17 protein-coding genes are annotated in these 17,635 nt (G+C 55.0%); 11 read left to right on the forward strand and 6 right to left on the reverse strand.

Going from position 1 to position 17,635, the window contains the following annotated elements; genetic code table 11:
- Positions 1-10: 10 nt before the first annotated feature.
- The 5 genes from NW211_RS10835 to NW211_RS10855 form a co-directional block, all read right to left on the reverse strand.
- Positions 11-427 (reverse strand): phospholipase, encoded by a 417-nt coding sequence (locus NW211_RS10835; RefSeq protein WP_087408969.1) that lies wholly within the window; start codon positions 425-427, stop codon positions 11-13.
- On the reverse strand, positions 424-1,668 hold the full coding sequence (locus NW211_RS10840) for a 3-phosphoshikimate 1-carboxyvinyltransferase (protein ID WP_258327860.1): 1,245 nt from the start codon (positions 1,666-1,668) through the stop codon (positions 424-426). Before NW211_RS10840 ends, NW211_RS10835 begins: the two co-directional genes overlap by 4 nt.
- Before the next feature lie 401 nt (positions 1,669-2,069).
- On the reverse strand, positions 2,070-2,486 hold the full coding sequence (gene uraH / locus NW211_RS10845; protein ID WP_087409038.1) for a hydroxyisourate hydrolase: 417 nt from the start codon (positions 2,484-2,486) through the stop codon (positions 2,070-2,072).
- A 105-nt stretch (positions 2,487-2,591) separates the two neighbouring features.
- Entirely contained in the window at positions 2,592-3,422 is an 831-nt protein-coding gene (locus NW211_RS10850; protein WP_258327861.1) for an alpha/beta hydrolase family protein, read from the reverse strand.
- Between the two features lie 34 nt (positions 3,423-3,456).
- Complete coding sequence (locus NW211_RS10855) at positions 3,457-4,785, reverse strand: DUF3843 family protein (RefSeq protein ID WP_258327862.1); 1,329 nt, start codon at positions 4,783-4,785, stop codon at positions 3,457-3,459.
- Positions 4,786-5,065: 280 nt separating this feature from the next.
- On the opposite strand from NW211_RS10855, the gene NW211_RS10860 reads away from it, so the two are divergent.
- From NW211_RS10860 to NW211_RS10890, 7 genes are all read left to right on the forward strand, one after another.
- A complete protein-coding gene (locus NW211_RS10860) occupies positions 5,066-5,377 on the forward strand; it encodes a hypothetical protein (protein WP_143240952.1) in 312 nt (103 codons plus the stop codon).
- A gap of 214 nt (positions 5,378-5,591) precedes the next feature.
- Positions 5,592-6,695 carry an A/G-specific adenine glycosylase gene (gene mutY, locus NW211_RS10865; protein WP_258327863.1) on the forward strand — a complete coding sequence of 368 codons (1,104 nt, stop codon included), beginning with the start codon at positions 5,592-5,594 and terminating at the stop codon, positions 6,693-6,695.
- Positions 6,696-6,825: 130 nt separating this feature from the next.
- Complete coding sequence (locus NW211_RS10870) at positions 6,826-7,842, forward strand: PhoH family protein (RefSeq protein ID WP_258327864.1); 1,017 nt, start codon at positions 6,826-6,828, stop codon at positions 7,840-7,842.
- Positions 7,843-8,090: 248 nt separating this feature from the next.
- Positions 8,091-9,044 carry a phosphoribosylaminoimidazolesuccinocarboxamide synthase gene (locus NW211_RS10875; protein ID WP_258327865.1) on the forward strand — a complete coding sequence of 318 codons (954 nt, stop codon included), beginning with the start codon at positions 8,091-8,093 and terminating at the stop codon, positions 9,042-9,044.
- A 27-nt stretch (positions 9,045-9,071) separates the two neighbouring features.
- Positions 9,072-9,818, forward strand: a complete 747-nt coding sequence (gene ubiE, locus NW211_RS10880; RefSeq protein ID WP_087408977.1) for a bifunctional demethylmenaquinone methyltransferase/2-methoxy-6-polyprenyl-1,4-benzoquinol methylase UbiE — start codon at positions 9,072-9,074, stop codon at positions 9,816-9,818.
- 189 nt (positions 9,819-10,007) lie between these two features.
- Positions 10,008-11,030 (forward strand): YhcG family protein, encoded by a 1,023-nt coding sequence (locus tag NW211_RS10885; RefSeq protein ID WP_258327866.1) that lies wholly within the window; start codon positions 10,008-10,010, stop codon positions 11,028-11,030.
- A 43-nt stretch (positions 11,031-11,073) separates the two neighbouring features.
- On the forward strand, positions 11,074-11,718 hold the full coding sequence (locus NW211_RS10890) for a DNA alkylation repair protein (RefSeq protein WP_258327867.1): 645 nt from the start codon (positions 11,074-11,076) through the stop codon (positions 11,716-11,718).
- A gap of 75 nt (positions 11,719-11,793) precedes the next feature.
- Here NW211_RS10890 and NW211_RS10895 read toward each other — a convergent pair whose 3' ends face one another.
- A complete protein-coding gene (locus NW211_RS10895) occupies positions 11,794-13,434 on the reverse strand; it encodes a fumarate hydratase (RefSeq protein WP_087408979.1) in 1,641 nt (546 codons plus the stop codon).
- Positions 13,435-13,750: 316 nt separating this feature from the next.
- On the opposite strand from NW211_RS10895, the gene NW211_RS10900 reads away from it, so the two are divergent.
- From NW211_RS10900 to NW211_RS10915, 4 genes are all read left to right on the forward strand, one after another.
- Positions 13,751-14,512 carry a hypothetical protein gene (locus tag NW211_RS10900; protein WP_258327868.1) on the forward strand — a complete coding sequence of 254 codons (762 nt, stop codon included), beginning with the start codon at positions 13,751-13,753 and terminating at the stop codon, positions 14,510-14,512.
- Positions 14,513-14,604: 92 nt separating this feature from the next.
- Entirely contained in the window at positions 14,605-15,996 is a 1,392-nt protein-coding gene (locus tag NW211_RS10905) for a DUF5309 family protein (RefSeq protein ID WP_241147843.1), read from the forward strand.
- A 156-nt stretch (positions 15,997-16,152) separates the two neighbouring features.
- Entirely contained in the window at positions 16,153-16,536 is a 384-nt protein-coding gene (locus NW211_RS10910; RefSeq protein ID WP_087408982.1) for a hypothetical protein, read from the forward strand.
- A complete protein-coding gene (locus NW211_RS10915) occupies positions 16,533-17,633 on the forward strand; it encodes a hypothetical protein (RefSeq protein ID WP_143240953.1) in 1,101 nt (366 codons plus the stop codon). Before NW211_RS10910 ends, NW211_RS10915 begins: the two co-directional genes overlap by 4 nt.
- Positions 17,634-17,635: the final 2 nt, after the last annotated feature.

Consider the following 17,635-nt stretch of genomic DNA (forward strand, 5'->3'; position numbering starts at 1 on the left):
TAAACGGTGGTTATTTGTCGATGTTTCTTTGCTCGTTGACCACGAGCAGAATCTCGTCGCGCAGGGCTTCGGGTACCTCGATCTGGCGCAGTTGCAGGCTGCGTACCCATCCCGGCACGTCGGTGGGCAGGAGGGTGTAGAAAATGTCCCTGAAGTGCTCTACCTGCTCGGGGGTGTACTGGTCGGCCGGGGTCCCCTTCCATTCGTCGAGCTCCTCGTCGTCGTAGTATTCGATGGCCTTGCTCACCCCGGCCAGCAGGCTGTCGCGCTCGCACACGAGGTGCTGCCCACAACACTCTTGCGGCGGTGCGGGTTTCTCTTCGGCCGGGGGCGGTGTGCCGGCAGCGGCCTGTTTGCGCTGGTCGCGGCGGTGGAAGTAGTAGGTGACGAGACCCAGCAGTACGATGGCGATGACGAGTATAATCATAGCGAAATATCTCCTTTCTCCCGGGGGGTGAGGGTGAAGCCGGCCCGGGCGAGGTCGTCCCAATAGCCGGGATACGATTTGTCGACAACGGCCGTGTCGGCAATGGTGATGCCGGGGAAGCGGAAGGCTGCCGGGGTGAAGGCCATGGCCATGCGGTGGTCGTCGTAGGTTTGTATGACGGGCGACTCGCCGGGGGCGACGGTTTCGCCGTTCCAGGTGAGTGTGCTGTCCGAAGATAATAGTTTGTATCCTAATTTTATAAGCTCATCACAGAGGGCGGCAATGCGGTCGGTCTCCTTGATGCGCAGGGTTTGCAGTCCGGTGAAGTGGAAGGGAACTCCCAGCAGGCAGCAGGTTGCGACGAGGGTTTGGGCCAGGTCGGGCTGTTCGGAGAGGTCGCAGCGGTATTCGGTTGTGCGGTGGTCCGATTTTATTAGTTTTGCTCCGTCTGAAGAAAACAGGGTATTGATACCCAGCGGTTCGAACAGGGCGGCAATGCGGGCATCGCCTTGCAGACTTTCGGTCGAGAGACCCGGCAGCGTGATGGTGCCCGCCGGGGCCAATGCCGCAATCTCGTACCAGTAGGAGGCTGCCGACCAGTCGGGTTCGACCCGGAACGGGGCGGGGCGGTATTCGCCGGCCGGTACCCGTATGGTGTTTCCCGTGCGCCGGGCCTCGATGCCGAAGCGGGCCATCATGCCGAGGGTCATCTCGATATAGGGTATCGATACCATCTCGCCGGTGAGGGTAAGGGTGAGGCCGTAGTGCATGCGGGGGGCTATCATGAGCAGGGCCGAGATGTATTGCGAACTGACGTCGCCGGGCAGGGTGAGTTCGCCGCCCTTCAACTCGCGACCGCAGATTTCGAGAGGGGGGAATCCCTCTCGGGCGGTGTAGCGGATGTCGGCCCCCAGCGAGCGCAGGGCGTCGACCAGAATACGGATGGGGCGCTGTTGCATGCGTGCCGACCCGGTGAGGGTGACGCGGCTGCCCGGCCGTTGGGCGTAGTAGGCGGTGAGGAATCGCATGGCGGTACCGGCACCGTGGATGTCGACGACGGGGCCACTGCCGGCAAAGGCCTGCCGCATGACCCGCGTGTCGTCACACTCCGAGAGGTTCTCGACGGGAATGGCGTCGCGGCACAGGGCGTTGAGGATGAGTGCTCTGTTGCTGATGCTCTTGGAGGTGGGCAGTACGATGGTGGCCGAGCAGTCGGTGGGTGCGAAAACTTGATAGTTCATAGGGCTTGCCATGAGATTTGGGTGCAAAATTAGCAAAAAAAGAGGAATGATAGGCAGGTTATCTACCGGAGATTTCGTGCGAAATCGCCGAGTATTTCGCCCGGTTGGACGGGAGCTCTGCTCCGGGGCGCGGCAGAGGTGACTGTCGGCGTAGCAGGGGAGCATATAAAATAAAAAAAGGCTGTCTCACGACAGCCAATTTGTAAACCTTAAATCTAATACTATGAAAAAACATGGTACAAATATAAGGCGTATTGCTCAATATTCCAATCAGATAGTTTAAAATCAAACTGTTTTTAACGTAATTGTCGTATAACAAATTATTTTATTAACTATTTAACGGGCTTTGGAAAATTTTGTTGAAACGGAGTACCGTATCTCGTAATTTGTTTATAAATCGCTCAATTGCCCCGGTAGGTCGAGTATCCGTAGGGCGACAGGGTGATGGGCACATGGTAGTGGCTGTCGTCGGTAATCTCGAATACCACCTCGATGAAGGGGTAGAACGACTTTTGCGCCTGCGCCTCGAAGTAGGGACCTACGAGGTAGGTGAGCTTGTAGATGCCCCGGTTGTCGGTGCCGGGGCGTTTCTCGAGAAATTCCTTCACCCGGCCGTTGGCGTCGGTGGTTTTGGCATCGACCGGTTGCCACGACTGCCCGTCGGCCAGCCGCGAGAGTTGGATGGTTACCCCCGTGGCCGGTTGGCCGGCGTTGATGTCGAGGATGTGACTGGAGAGTTGATAGACCTTCTCTTGTGCCATCGAGGCGGTGGAAAACAGGATAGTCAGCAGGGCTGTAAGAATTAGATTTTTGTTCATAGCCATAAAAGTTTGGTTTTATAATAGGTTAGACAATCGTTTAATTCGTCGATAGCTCGTTGGCTGTACGTGTTTTGGCATCCCCCTCTATGCCCGGCAGGGCTGTTATTTCTTCGATTCTTTGGGTTGTGCGAAGAATTTGTGGAAGAAGAGCAACTGGTAGTCGATGGAGTTGTTCCAATAGGCATTGTTGTGAGCCCCTGGTCGCTCGATGTAGTCGTGCTTGATGTTGTGGTCGAGCAGCGATTGGTGGGCCCGGCGGTTGACCTCGAGGAAGAAGTCGTCGACTCCGCAGTCGATGATGATAGCCAGGTCGCCGTCTTTGAGCGAGGGGATGAGGTTGATGACGGTATGCTCGTCCCAACGCTTTTTATTGGAGGCAAATTCGCCCAGTTGGTTCTGCATCTTCCAGTTGGTAGGGAAGGGGCGAATGTCGAGTCCGCCGCTGGTACTGCCCACGGCACCGAATACGTCGCGGTGACGGATGGCGTTCCACATGGCACCGTGGCCGCCCATGCTGAGACCCGAGATGGCCCGGGCGCTGCGGTCGGCGATGGTGCGGTAGTGCGAGTCGGTATAGCGGATGACTTCGTCGGAGATGTAGTCCTCGAACTGCATGTCCTTATTGAGCGGGCTGTTCCAGTACCAGCTGTTTATCAGTCCGTCGGGGCAGACGATGATGAGGTTGTATTGCGAGGCCAGTTGGGGCAACTCGGGTTTGATGGTAATCCACGAGGCGTAGTTGCCGCCGCAGCCGTGCAGCAGGTATACAACCGGGTACCGGGTGTTGCCCTCGGCGTAGCTTTTGGGCAGGATGACCACATTTTTCAGGTCGTGACCCATTTTGCTGTGTATCGTGACGGTGTCGACTTGTTGGGCACAGAGGCTGACGATACAGAGCAGCAGGGTGATGGGTAGCAGCAATAATCTTTTCATGATGAATTCTTTTAAATGATTAAAGTTAAAGTGTTTATCGTTTTATGTATTCGGTGACAAAGCGGAGGTTGTCGAGTAACAGTCGGCCCGGGTCGTCGTAGAACTGGAGCCCTTTTATCTGGCCGGCCTCGACCTGGGCGATGAAGAAGTCTTCGCCTATCTCGTCGCTCAGCATGGCCTGCCAGGCGGTATCCGACTCGTCGAGTGTCTGCCCCTCTTCGCCCACGGTGGTCGAGAGGATGTCGGTGAGGATAATCTGCTGTTCGTCGTCGGGCAGGTCGTCGTCGGGTTCGAACAGGTTGTATTCGTCGTCGTCGCCGGTGATTTGGCCGATGAGGTCTTCGCTATCTTCGTAGCTGGTAATCTGTCCCGAGAGCCACCATTCGCCGTTCCATTCGACGAAGCCGGTGCGCAGGATGAGCGAGGGGTTTTTCATGTCGCGGGGCAGTCCCACGAGCGAGCGGTTGGTCACCTCGAGCACTCGGTCGGTGGCGATGTGGCGGAAGCGGGTCACCCGGTCGTCGCACCCTTCGTAGCGGTAGTAGCCGGTGTATTTGTGGCCCATGCTCCTGAGCGAGTCGTAGAGGGGCGATTCCGGACCCAGAACCTCGGCCAGCCAGTGGGGCGGCGTGAGGCGCATGAACTCGGTGACCTGGTTGAAGCCGAAGTCGTTGCAGAGTTGGTTGACCATGTCAGGAATCTGGTCTTCCAGTCCGTTCTCCTTGGCTTCGTCGGCCAGCGCTTCGGCCTGGTCTTCGAGCAGGTATCCGTTGTTGGAGAAGAGGTAAGACTGGGTGCAGAGCCACAGGAAGCGCGCATGCAGCGCGTAGAGGTTGTGCTGCTCCTTCTCGTCGGGTTGAAGGTAGTGGAGCAGTTTTTCGTTTTCGGGCGCCGTTTCGTATTCAGCCTCGAACAACTCCATCACGTCGGCGGCTATGGCGGCAAAAGTATCGAGAGCCGGCGAGTAGGCAATGTCGAGGTTGTTGAGCTGCATGTGGTAGTGCCAGATGAGGAACTGGATGTCCTCGGTATTGATTTCGCCGGGCGTGTAGTCGCTGTCGAGGGAATAGAAGGGCAGCGGTTTGCCATACTTCTGTTGATAGACGCGGGAGAAGGCCTGGAAGATGCCGGTTTGCGAGATGACATCCTCGAAGTAGGCGGTGAGGATACAAGCCAGCTCTTTCTGTTCCGAGGGGTTGATTTTACGGTAGTCGTCTTCGGCCAGGTCGTTTTCGATGGAACGAATCGCGGCCAATACTTTGTTGGCCAGGGTAATGTAGTAGAGGTCGGTCGATGCCGAGCCGGTGTAGGGATGCAGGGGTTTCCAGTCTCCGCTGTATATGCGCTGTTTGTCGTTGGTCATAACGAAAAAAATTAGGTACGATTGCAAATGTAAGTATAAATCGGAAAAGACGGTTTTGTGCGGTCACTTTTTTGTACCGATTGAGGTTCGATCTGTGTCGTGTGGATAGAGTGAAATCTATCTGGATGAGATTCTATATAGATTGGAAATGAGTGAATTATATATAAAAAGTTGCTTTTTTAAGGTTACAAAAAAAAGTTTTTTTTCGTATATTTGCTATGGATCCATGCGCATTTCGATGCGTTGTAGATCCTTGTTTTATTTAAAATTTATAATGTTTATGTCAAAGACATTTGAGCAAAATGCACAAAAAGCGTTAACTATGGTGGCAGGAATCAGGTCTCATTTTCAAGAACTTTCCAAATTGGGCATCGGTACAGCGGCTGTTGATAAATTGGAAGCCGAAGCGTCGAAAGCAATAGAGATGATTCGGGAAGTAGATGCTCTTAGAGCCGAGGTGTCGGAGAAGCTGCGGAAAGCCAATGTTCAGCTCTGTGAGGTAAAGGACCAGGCCAATGTCCTCCGTTATTTGATTAAAAGCGGTTTCCCTCAGGAGGAATGGGTGAAATTTGGTATCATGGATAAACGATAGTTTGTAGTGATTTGCTTGGAACAGGCAGGGACAGGTGGTATTTTCCATCGGTTTCTGCCTCTCTTTTTGTGGTAATGGCAACCAATATTATCCTCCATTCGACTCCTGCTATTGGTGGGTTGTCGAGATGAAGAAGGGGAGGGTGCGGTTGTGGTATCGGTGTGTTCAAATAAATTTGCTTCTACCCACGGTGTGTCCTATCTTTGCATGGAATATGAGACGAAAGGAAGAACTATCGAACGGGGCCGTATCGCCGTTGGCCGCCGACCTGCACGACTGGTATGCCCGGAATCACCGGGTGTTGCCGTGGCGGGGCATAACCGATGCGTATCGCATCTGGATTTCGGAGATAATCTTGCAGCAGACCCGGGTGGTACAAGGGTATGAATACTACAACCGCTTTGTGTCGCGCTTCCCCGACGTGCGGGCGTTGGCTGCGGCCGATGACGACGAGGTGATGAAACTGTGGCAGGGGCTGGGCTATTACAGCCGGGCCCGCAATCTGCTGGCTGCTGCCCGGCAGGTGGTCGAGCGGTTTGGCGGGGAGTTCCCCCGGAGTTACGACGACATACGTTCGCTACCCGGTATCGGCGACTACACGGCGGCGGCTATTGCCTCGTTTGCCTATGGGTTGCCTCATGCCGTAGTCGACGGCAACGTCTATCGGGTGCTCTCGCGCATCTACGGCATCGACACCCCTATCGACACGACCGAAGGCAAAAAGCTGTTTGCCGCCCTGGCCGACGAGCTGCTCGACCGGCAGGACCCCGGCGGTTACAACCAGGCGATGATGGAGTTCGGGGCGCTCTATTGCGTGCCCCGCTCGCCGCAGTGCGGCGGGTGCATCTTTGCCGACCGCTGCATGGCCTTGGCGACGGGCCGGGTGGAGGAGCTGCCGGTGAAGCAGGGACGCACGGTGGTGAAGCCCCGCTACTTCAACTACTTCTATGTGCGGCACGGGGGCTATACCTGGGTGCGCCGGCGCGAGGGTCGCGACATCTGGCGCAATCTGTATGAGCTGCCGCTTGTCGAGACGGCCGAAGAGCAGCCGCTCGACGCCCTGCAGCAGAGCGAGGTGTGGGGCGAACTGTTTGCCGGGGCCGGTCGGGTGAGTGTGTCGGCCCAGGTGTACAGTTGCAAGCATGTGCTTTCGCACCGGGTAATCCATGCCCGCTTTTATGTGGTCGAGACCGAGCAGATGCCTGCCATGCCGGGCTATCTGCGCATCGAGGCCGGAACTATAGGAGATTATGCGGTGTCGCGCCTTACCGAGGGCTTCTTCGAAAAGATGTCGATGAATTATCCCTCGTTGTTTTGAGAAATGAACAGATAATTTTTTATTTTTGCATAAGTTGCCCGGGAGGTATCGGGCTTGTGTCGTCGACTGCGTGAAGGTCGAGGGGGCAGGCGGGTGTGTACAGGCCGGGCCAAGAACAGGAAACAGCCGAATGATAGAAAGAGTAATTATATTGGACGCCGTCGATCCGGTGACTTTTTACGGTGTGAACAACGCCAACGTGCAGGTGATTAAGAATCTTTTCCCCAAGGTGCGCATCGCTGCCCGGGGCAATGTGATGAAGGTAATCGGCGACGAGAAGGAGACCGAACTTTTCGAGCAGAAAATCAAGCAGCTCGAGAAATATTGTGCCGAGTATAACCAACTGGGCGAAGAGGTGATTATCGACATCATCAAGGGCGATGAGCCGCAGACCGTAAAACCGCTGGAGAACCTTATCATCTACGGGGTGAACGGCAAGCCCATCACGGGCCGCACGCCCAACCAGCAGAAGCTGGTCGAGGCTTTTGCCCACAACGACCTCACGTTTGCCCTGGGGCCGGCCGGTTCGGGCAAGACCTATGTGGCTATTGCTCTGGCCGTGAAGGCTCTGAAAAACAAGGAGGTGAAGAAGATTATCCTGAGCCGTCCCGCCGTGGAGGCCGGCGAGAAGCTGGGTTTCCTGCCGGGTGACATGAAGGACAAGATCGATCCCTATCTGCAACCGCTCTACGATGCGCTGGAAGATATGATTCCGGCCGCCAAGCTGAAGGAGTACATGGAGTCGAACGTGATACAGATTGCTCCGTTGGCCTTCATGCGCGGCCGTACGTTGAGCGATGCGGTCATCATTCTCGACGAGGCGCAGAACACCACGACACACCAGATAAAGATGTTTCTCACCCGCCTGGGCATGAACGCCAAGATGATAGTCACGGGCGACATGACGCAGATAGACCTGCCGGCCTCGCAGACGTCGGGTCTGGTGCAGGCGATAAGTATATTGAAGAATGTCGAGGGTATAGCTCGCGTGGAGTTCGGCAAAAAGGATATTGTACGCCACAAGCTGGTACAGCGCATTGTCGAGGCTTATGAGAAGCACGACGAGAAGGAGCGCAAGGCTGCCGAGGCCCGCAAGCTGGAGCGTGCCGCCGCCAAAGAGGCCGGTAAGGAGAAGTCCGAGGCGTGAGGCCTGTGGGCGGTTGGTTGGCCCCGACGGAGCGAAAGACTTATGGGGATTGGGCGGGGTGAATATCGCCCTTTTGAGTGCATGGCCCGGGAGGGGCAGCGGTATCGTGAGGGGAGAAAGATTGTCGACGCGGGTAATGCTTAATCTGTTTTAATTGACGTGCTATCTCGTTTTTATGTTGTATCTTTGCCGTGTCTTTACAGAGGACATACAACGACTATATTATAAACAGAAAAAGTATTACAGAAATGAAAAATGCTTTGGTAAAAACCGATTTCAAATTTCCCGGACAAAAGAGTGTATATCATGGTAAAGTGCGCGATGTGTACAACATCGACGACGAGTTGCTGGTGATGGTGGTAACCGACCGTATCTCGGCCTTCGATGTGATTCTGCCCGAGGGTATTCCCTACAAGGGACAGGTGCTGAACCAGATTGCCGCCAAGTTCCTGGACGCTACGTCCGATATTCTTCCGAACTGGAAAGTGGCTACTCCCGACCCGATGGTGACCGTGGGTCTGCGTTGCGAACCGTTCAAGGTCGAGATGGTTGTACGGGGGTATTTGACGGGTCACGCTTGGCGCGAATACAAGGCTGGCAACCGTACGCTGTGCGGCGAGACCATGCCCGAGGGTATGAAGGAGAACGAGAAATTCCCGCACCCCATCATCACGCCTACGACCAAAGCTGCCGAGGGTCACGACGAGGACATCTCGAAGGCCGAAATCATTGCCCGCGGCATCGTTTCGCGCGAGGACTACGAGCAACTCGAGAAATATACCCTGGCCCTCTATCAACGTGGTTGCGAGATGGCCGCTCAGAAGGGGCTCATCCTCGTAGATACGAAATATGAGTTCGGTAAGATTGGCGACAAGATTATCCTTATCGACGAAATCCACACGCCCGACTCGTCGCGCTACTTCTATGCCGATGGTTATGAGGAGCGTCTGGCCCGTGGCGAAGAGCAACGTCAGCTCTCGAAAGAGTTTGTGCGCCAATGGCTGATTCAAAACGGCTTCCAGGGCAAAGAGGGTCAGAAGGTGCCCGAGATGACCGAGGAGTATTGCAACAGCGTATCGGACCGCTACATCGAACTCTACGAGCACATCGTGGGCGAGAAGTTTGTCAAGGCCGAAGGCGAAGACCTGGCTGCCCGTATCGAGAAGAACGTGACCGACTTCCTGAACAGCCGCAAGAAATAAGGGGGCGGAGAAAGGATTACATGACGAATGGACTATAAAGCAGAAGAGATAAAACCCTATAACGAGGAGACCGACAAGACCACGCAGGTGCGCGAGATGTTCGACTCCATTGCGCCGGCCTACGATGCGATGAACCGTACCATGACCGTGGGCATAGACCGCTGGTGGCGCCGGGTGGCCGTGAAGATGTTGCGGCGCTATCCACACCGCCATATACTCGATGTGGCTACGGGCACGGGCGACCTGGCCCTGCTGCTCGACGAGCGGCTCAACCCCGACCAGATTATCGGTGTGGACCTCTCGGAGGGTATGTTGCGGATTGCCCGCGAGAAGGCGGTCAAGCGCAATGCCCAGCGCCGTATCCTCTTCGAGGTGCAGGATTGCCTATCGATGGACTTCGACGACAACAGCTTCGACGTGGTGACGGTGGCCTATGGGGTGCGCAATTTCGAACACCTCGAGGCGGGATTCCGCGAAATGTATCGGGTGCTCCGTCCCGGTGGTGCATTGTGTGTCATCGAGCTGTCGACCCCCGAGCGTTTTCCCTTCCGCCAGCTTTATAAGTTCTATACCTATACCTTTATCCCCTTCATAGGTCGCCTGGTATCGAAAGACCGCAGCGCATACAGCTATCTGCCGCGCTCGGTGGCTGCCGTGCCGCAGGGCGAGGCTATGCTCGACATCTTCCGTCGTGCCGGCTTCGACCGTTGCTATTGCCGCCGCCTCACCTTCGGTGCCTGCACCATCTACATCGGGGAGAAAAAGAAAGGCTAAACACATCGGCCGAGGCGGAAAGTCTTTCGCCTACGAGGCCGACAGCTCAACCATACAGGGCCCGCGAACGCTTGCCGTTCGTCGGGCCCTGCCTGTTTTCGGAGGGGACCCTTCTGCATTTGGTCAAGTGAAAGGAATTGTTTATATTTGTATGTATAAGTCTGACAAGTAAATACCATGGATGGAGATATGAAAAAGGAAGAACTGTTTTTGAACGACATCCGCGGCATTATCGATGCGGCTCGTGCTCATGCGGTGCGTAGTGTGGATTTCTGCCGGGTTCAGATGTATTGGCAGTTGGGACGCCGCATTTTTGAGGAGGAGCAACAAGGAAAAGAGAGGGCCGACTATGGCAGTTACCTGATAAAGAACCTGGCCAAGCAGTTGGAACCCGATTATGGTAGCGGATTTTCGGTGCGACAACTTTCTTTTTGTCGCCAGTTTTATCGTTTGTATCCAATTGAGAACGCACTGCGTTCACAATTGAATTGGACTCAGTACAGAACTCTTATACAGATACCCGATGTGGATAAACGGGAGTATTACGAACTGGAGGCCGTGAACAATGCGTGGACGGCCCGGGAGCTGGAGCGGCAGATAAACTCCCAGTTGTACGAACGGCTGTTGTTGAGCAACGACAAGGAGGCTGTGTTGGCTGTGGCGCGAAAGGAGCGCATGCCGCAGTCGCCGCAAGAGATTATCAAAGACCCCATGTATTTGGAGTTTCTGGGATTGAAGCCTCAGGCAACCTATTATGAAAAAGATTTGGAGTCGGCTATCATCACTCATTTGCAGCACTTCTTGCTCGAACTGGGGCAGGGTTTTACTTTTGTGGCCCGGCAGAAACGTATCTTGTTGGAGGATGACGAATTTTTTGCCGATTTGGTTTTCTACAACCGGTTGCTGAAATGTTTTGTGGTGGTTGAGTTGAAGACGGGCAAACTGACTCACCAGGACTTGGGACAGTTGCAAATGTATGTCAACTACTACGACCGGGTGGAAAAGATGGCCGACGAGAATCCCACCGTAGGAATCCTTTTGTGTACCAGCAAGAACGATACGGCCGTGAAGATGGCTCTTCCCGAAGACAATAAAACCATACTGGCCCGTGAATATAAATTGTATCTGCCTTCGCAAACACAACTTATCGACGAGGTAAACAGTGTACGCGAGATGATGGAGCACAAATCTCATGCTCAGAATCTCGATTGAATTGCGCGGTTTCATACTCCCGCGATGGATAAACCTAATAAATATGAACATCGAAGAGATTATTGCCCATATTGTAACGGTTGAAAATGGATTTCAGCATATTTTGGATGCGGCTCATCGGATACACGAGTCGTGTAGTGACGAAGAGTGTTACGGCCTTTCGCTCGAATTATTCAAACATCCGGCTTATCAGGTGCGTATGCTGTCGGTTGTTTTATTGGGGTATGCCGGAGTAGACAATGAAAAAGCCCTGAGTTTTTTGAAAGAACGGGTGAGCCGCGATGAGAATTGGCGTGTGCAGGAGATGCTGGCCAAATCGTTTGACTTTATTTGTAAAGAGCGAGGTTATGAAAGAACTTTGCCTCTTATTGCTGAATGGTTGGCCGATGGTCATCCGAATGTAGTACGGGCTGTTACCGAGGGGTTGAGGATATGGACCTCGCGGCCCTATTTCAAGGAGCATCCTTTGGAGGCTGTTGCTTTTTTGAGTAGACACAAGGCCGATTCGAGCGAGTATGTGAGAAAATCGGTAGGTAATGCGTTGCGAGATATTAGCAAAAAGTTCCCACAGTTGATTCTCGATGAACTGGACACTTGGGACCATAGCGACCCGAATGTGCGTTATACCTATCGGTTGGCGGCAAAGCACCTTCTCGAGAAGGAGAAGCGGGGAAAGCAGATGAATTGAATCTCGTAAAAATACAGCGGGGCTGCCTCTTTAGTAAGGCAGCCCCGCCGGTGTATAGGAACTTGTCCCGCGAGATTATTTGTGGGCGGGGCAGATGGGTTTGATCTGTTTGAAGAAGTCGTTGCCCTTGTTATCGACGAGGATAAATGCGGGGAAGTCTTCGACTTCGATTTTCCAGATGGCCTCCATGCCGAGCTCGGGATACTCTACGCACTCGATGCTCTTGATGTTGTTCTGGGCCAGGATAGCGGCAGGACCGCCGATGCTGCCCAGGTAGAAGCCGCCGTGTTTCTTGCAGGCGTCGGTAACGGCCTGGCTGCGGTTACCCTTGGCGAGCATGATCATGGAGCCGCCGTGGCTTTGGAACAGGTCTACATAGGGGTCCATACGGCCGGCTGTCGTGGGGCCCATCGAGCCGCAGGCCATGCCTTTAGGCGTCTTGGCGGGACCGGCGTAGTAGATGGGGTGATCCTTGATGTACTGGGGCAGGTCTTCGCCACGGTCGAGGCGCTCTTTGAGTTTGGCGTGAGCGATGTCGCGGCCTACGATGATGGTACCGTTGAGCGAGAGGCGGGTAGCTACGGGGTATTTGTCGAGCTCCTTGAGGATTTCGCTCATGGGCTGGTTGAGGTTTATCTTCACGGCATTGCCTTCGCCGGCTTGACGCAATTCCTCGGGAATGAGTTCGCCGGGGTTGCTGTCGAGCTTCTCGATCCAGATACCCTCTTTGTTGATTTTGCACTTGATGTTACGGTCGGCCGAGCAGCTTACACCCAGACCTACGGGGCAGGATGCGCCGTGACGGGGCAAGCGGATGATGCGCACGTCGTGGGCGAAGTATTTGCCGCCGAACTGTGCACCGAGGCCAATGCGGTGAGCCTCTTCGAGTACCTGTTTCTCGAGCTCTACGTCGCGGAATGCGCGGCCATATTCGTTGCCCGTGGTGGGCAGGTTGTCGTAGTAGTGGGTCGAGGCCAGTTTGACGGTGAGCAGGTTCTTCTCGGCCGAAGTACCACCGATGACGAAGGCGATGTGGTAGGGCGGGCAGGCAGCCGTACCCAGAGTTTTCATCTTCTCAACGAGGAAGGGCACGAGAGTGGCCGGGTTGAGGATGGCCTTGGTCTCCTGGTAGAGGTAGGTCTTGTTGGCCGAGCCGCCGCCTTTGGTTACGCAGAGGAAGCGGTATTCCATGCCTTCGGTAGCTTCGAGGTCAATCTGTGCGGGCAGGTTGCATTTGGTGTTCACCTCTTCGTACATCGAGAGGGGAGCGTTTTGCGAGTAGCGCAGGTTCTCCTCGGTGTAGGTTTTGTAAACGCCTAGCGAGAGAGCCTCTTCGTCGCAGTATCCGGTCCAGACCTGCTGGCCTTTTTCGCCGTGGATGATGGCCGTACCGGTATCCTGGCAGAAGGGCAGAACGCCTTTGGCGGCTACCTCGGCATTGCGCAGGAAGGTGAGTGCCACGTATTTGTCGTTTTCGCTGGCCTCGGGGTCGCTCAGGATTTTGGCCACTTGCTCGTTGTGCGAGCGGCGCAGCATGAACGACACGTCGCGGAAGGCGGCGTTGGCCATGGCGGTGAGTCCCTCTTTCTCGATTTTCAAGATAGGTTTCCCTTCAAACTCGCTTACCGACACATAGTCTTTCGTAAGCAGATAATACTCGGTCGTATCTTCGCCCAGCGGGAACATGGGTTGATACTTGAACGGTGTAATAGCCATAGTTATATATGTTATTTAGTTTGAGTTGTCGGTCGATGTGTCGGTTCCGCACGGGCGGAGAGCCGCGGTCAATCGTGCCACAAAAATAGCGAAAGGTGAGCGGAGAATAAAATATCGGCACCTGTTTTCCGATATTTTTTATCCCGAACCGCATCCTGTTTTCGTGTAACAAAGGTAAAGAAATTTTTCGGTAATCGTTTCGCCGATGGCGAAATCTTTCGACGAGAGTCGAGTTTGTATGAAGCTGCCATAAAAGGGGGCGAGTGCGGGGTTTACTTTGCGGTACCATATATGGGAAATCTAATCAATTAAATTTATGGAAAAGAATTATCAGAAAGAAAATCGCAATCGGCGGAAATCGCGCGATTTGCTCGTAGAGAAGCTTTTGGATCGATTCCCGACCCGGCCCTTGGATAACGACAACGAGCTGTTCGATGCCCTGGAGGAGTACGACTCGTACCGCAACGAGCGCTATGAGCGGCTGGCCGACGACCAGAGCAAGCTGTGCAAGTTGTTCATGTCGAATCCCAAGATGGGGGCTTTCATCTCCGATGTAATCGGTGGCGACGATGCGCTGGTAGCCTGCGTGCGCTACTTCGGGCGCGATATGCTCGACTGTGCCCGGGACGAAAACCGCATGGCCGAGGTGCGTCGGGCCAACGACGAGTATCTGTCGCGGGTGGCCCGGTTCAACGAACTGGAGTCGCAAATGCGCGAGAATCTCGAGAAGAGCAGCCGTTGCATGGAGCGCTTCAAGACCGAGAAGGGGATGAACGATGCCGAGTTCGAGGGTTTCCTCGACCGGGTGTACCACCTGTGCAACCATGTGTTCATGGGCGAGTTGAACGACGAGGTGCTGAACCTGCTCTTCAAGGGGCTCTACTACGACCGCGATTTGTCGTGTGCCGAGCGCGACGGCGAGGTGCGGGGCCGCAACGAGCGCATCGTCTTCGAGCGTCGCGAGCGGGGTGGCGATTCGTTGCCTCCCATGCGCAACGGGGGCAGTTTCGAGTCGGACACCTCCGAGCTGTCGCCGGTTTTTGGCAACCGTCGCCGTCGCAGCGTGTGGGACATGTAGCCCCGGTTGTCAGGAGAGTGAAGAGTTTGATACCCTAATTAAATTTTTGTAATCCTATGTTTTTGTTGAATTTTGAAAAATTGAAAGAAGAGATGAAACAGTTTCTAACGAAGTGGAAAACTCCGCTGCTTTGGCTGGCGGGTCTGTTGGTTCTGGTAGTTTGCTGGCAGATTTGGGACGGGCTGCTCGACGGTGGCCTGGCGCTGGCAGCCATCATCCCCGGTGTGTCGGGCGGTAAGCTCGTGACCGGCGAACCGCTCACTACCGACCTGGTGCGCGAGGGTAGCCCCTCGCTGTTGCGCAACGAGATTGACAAGCGCATCGTGCGCATCCGGCCCATGTCGACCCCCATCGACCAGTTGTCGCGATGGAATGGTGCCCGCAAGTCGTCGTCGATGATTGTCGACTACTATTCGGTCGATGTGAAACCCACCAAGTCGTTTACGAAAACCGCGTATACGGCACCCGCTTCGGGTTCGGCCGACGAGTCGCACAAGAAGGCCAAGATCGATGCCGTGGACAACAGCATCTTCGAGGTATCCGAGACGATTCTCGTGCAGGGCGTGAAAGGGTATGAGCCCGACGGTACTACCCAGTCGAATGCCGACCTGGTGCTCTATATCGCCGCCAAAGACGAGGAGACCGGCTCGCTCACGGTCTATCCCGTAAACGGCATGAAAATCGGTACCGTAGAGAATTGTGTGCCTTCGATTCCGGCCAACAAACAGCTCATCCGCATGGGCCGTGCGGCTACCGAACTCGACGTACAGACGGCACAGTTCTCGGCATTGCCCGTCAAGAGTCAGAACTATTGCCAGATTTTCAAGATGCAAATCGAGCAGTCGACCTTCCAGAAGATAGCCAACAAAGAGGTCGAGTGGGACTTCTCGGATGCCGAAGAGGCTGCCATCTACGACATGCGTCTGGGTATGGAGAAGAGCTTCATGTTCGGGGTGAAGAATACGATTTTCGACCCGCGCAAGAAGGAGAACGTGATGCTCACGGGCGGTATCTGGTGGCAGGCCGGTAACCACTACACCTATGACCCGACGAAAGAGATGACGCAAGACGACTTGATCGACATGATGCGTCAGGCCTTCACGGGCAACGGTGGCAACAAGCGTAAAATCCTGATTGGTGGTTCGGTCTTCATCGGACTTATCAACAAGATTGAGATGACCAAGGTGGTGATGGCTCGCGAGGACAAGGTGAAGTGGGGCATCGACTTCTCGGAAATCAGCTCGAAGTTCGGTAAACTGTATGTGCTTTACTCCGAGGTGTTCGACGACTGCGGCATGCACGACTACGGCTTTATCTTCGATCCCGAGTTCATCCAGAAGTGGTCGCATGTGCCTTTCGGTGCACAGGAGCTCGACCTGAAGAAGGCGGGCGTGCGCAATACCGATGCCCTGGTACTGACCGAGGCCAGCTGCTTGACGCTGCGTTATCCGGCAGCTCACATGCGCATCGAGCCGCTCGGATGATAAACCGTTAAGACTGACCGGCTCACCCCCGGCTCGCAACGAAATCTGAACAAGGGGGACTGAACGGGGCAACCGGTATTTTGGCGAGCCGGTTGCCCCGTTTTTTTCTGGACCACCGGCAGGTGGGCAATATTCAATTTAGAAGAAAGGAGAACTATGAACAAGATTTATCAGACCCGATTGGGCAATTTGAGTACCTCGGTCGTGGTGAACGGGGTGCCCCGTCGGGTTCAGTTTCGCGCGTGGGACGGCGTGAACGGCCTCTTCTCGACCGAAGACGAGGCGTTGCAGCAGGCACTGGAGCAGAGCCGGGGATACGGCCGGCGCTTTGTGCTGATGGAGATACCCGATACCCGGGTAGAGCAGGAGACCTACCAGTTGGTGCCCGGCATTCGCTCGTGGCAGGCGGCCCGCGACTATTTGAGGCAGGAACCCTATGGCCTCTCCGACGAGGAGGTCTCCACGCCGGCTCTCATCGAGCAGGCGGCCGAGCGGTTCCATTTGGTATTTACACAATTAAAGAAAAAGAAAAGACGATGAAGGTAAGAGAACACAGTCATTTGCGCGGACAAAACGGGTGCCTGGGATTTTTCTACGGGCTCGACGCGCTTCTCTCGGCCTACCCCGAGGGTGGTTTGGCCGGCGAGTTTTTCATCAACGGCAAAACCCAGTCTATCTGGGTATGGGACTCTACGGGCCGCTCATGGTACGACACCAACCATGCGGCACCCGCTCCGTTTTTCGGCGTGGTCACCGACCCGGCCACCTTTAGCCCGGCGGTCGAGAGCGGCCAGCCGGCCAGTTTTGTCTATGTGGCCGGTTATGCCGGGTCGCATCTGTTCCCGGCATTGAAGGAGGGATCGTCCTTGACCGTGGTAACCGACTCGGCCGCCATTATCACCCTGGTATGGGACGGTTCGGTCTGGCGCGACTATGTAACGCCGCTGACCTTCGACGATGCCATCCGACCGATATATATGTATCGAGGTCAGTGGAATGGCGATGCAACCTACACGTGTGCCAACGGAGTGGTCGATGTGGTCTATTTCATGGGCCGTTATTATCGGGTGAAGGATTCGGTGGGGAGTACCAGTCTGTCGCCCGGGGCGTCGTCGAACTGGGAGGAGGTTGCCCACTTCTACGCCGTGGCCGACCGGTTGGAGATGCTGCCCGACCAACTGATGGTCTTGGATCAGCAGCAGACGATCCGAACGACCAGCGGCAACTCTTCGTGGGAGCTGTGTAACGGCGAAATCCGCCATCTGGAGTCGGGTACTTTCCTTTCGCAGAGCGGTGAGTTACGCGTCTCGAAGGAGCAGTGCGACATCATTATCAGCCCCACGATGAAGGGATTGGTATTCTGGGGACCCGATGAGAAAAATCTGGTCATCGACTGGGATACGGACGATAATATTCGCCTGACATTGAGTCAGTCCGACGACTCAGGCTCGCATCAGATACTGGTCACACCTCAGCAGATAACGCTGTCGAAACTCGACAGTGCCGGGCAGGTGCAAAGCTCGACCCGAATTTCGCCCGAGGGGATGAGTGGCAAGTTGAAGCTGTGGAGCGACACCCTGGCCGAGGGGGATATCTATGTCGACGAAAATAACTTTCTGAAACAGAAGAGGGGGTAGCG

Source organism: Barnesiella sp. ET7, assembly GCF_024733785.1.
In the GTDB taxonomy this organism is placed as follows: domain Bacteria; phylum Bacteroidota; class Bacteroidia; order Bacteroidales; family Barnesiellaceae; genus Barnesiella; species Barnesiella merdigallinarum.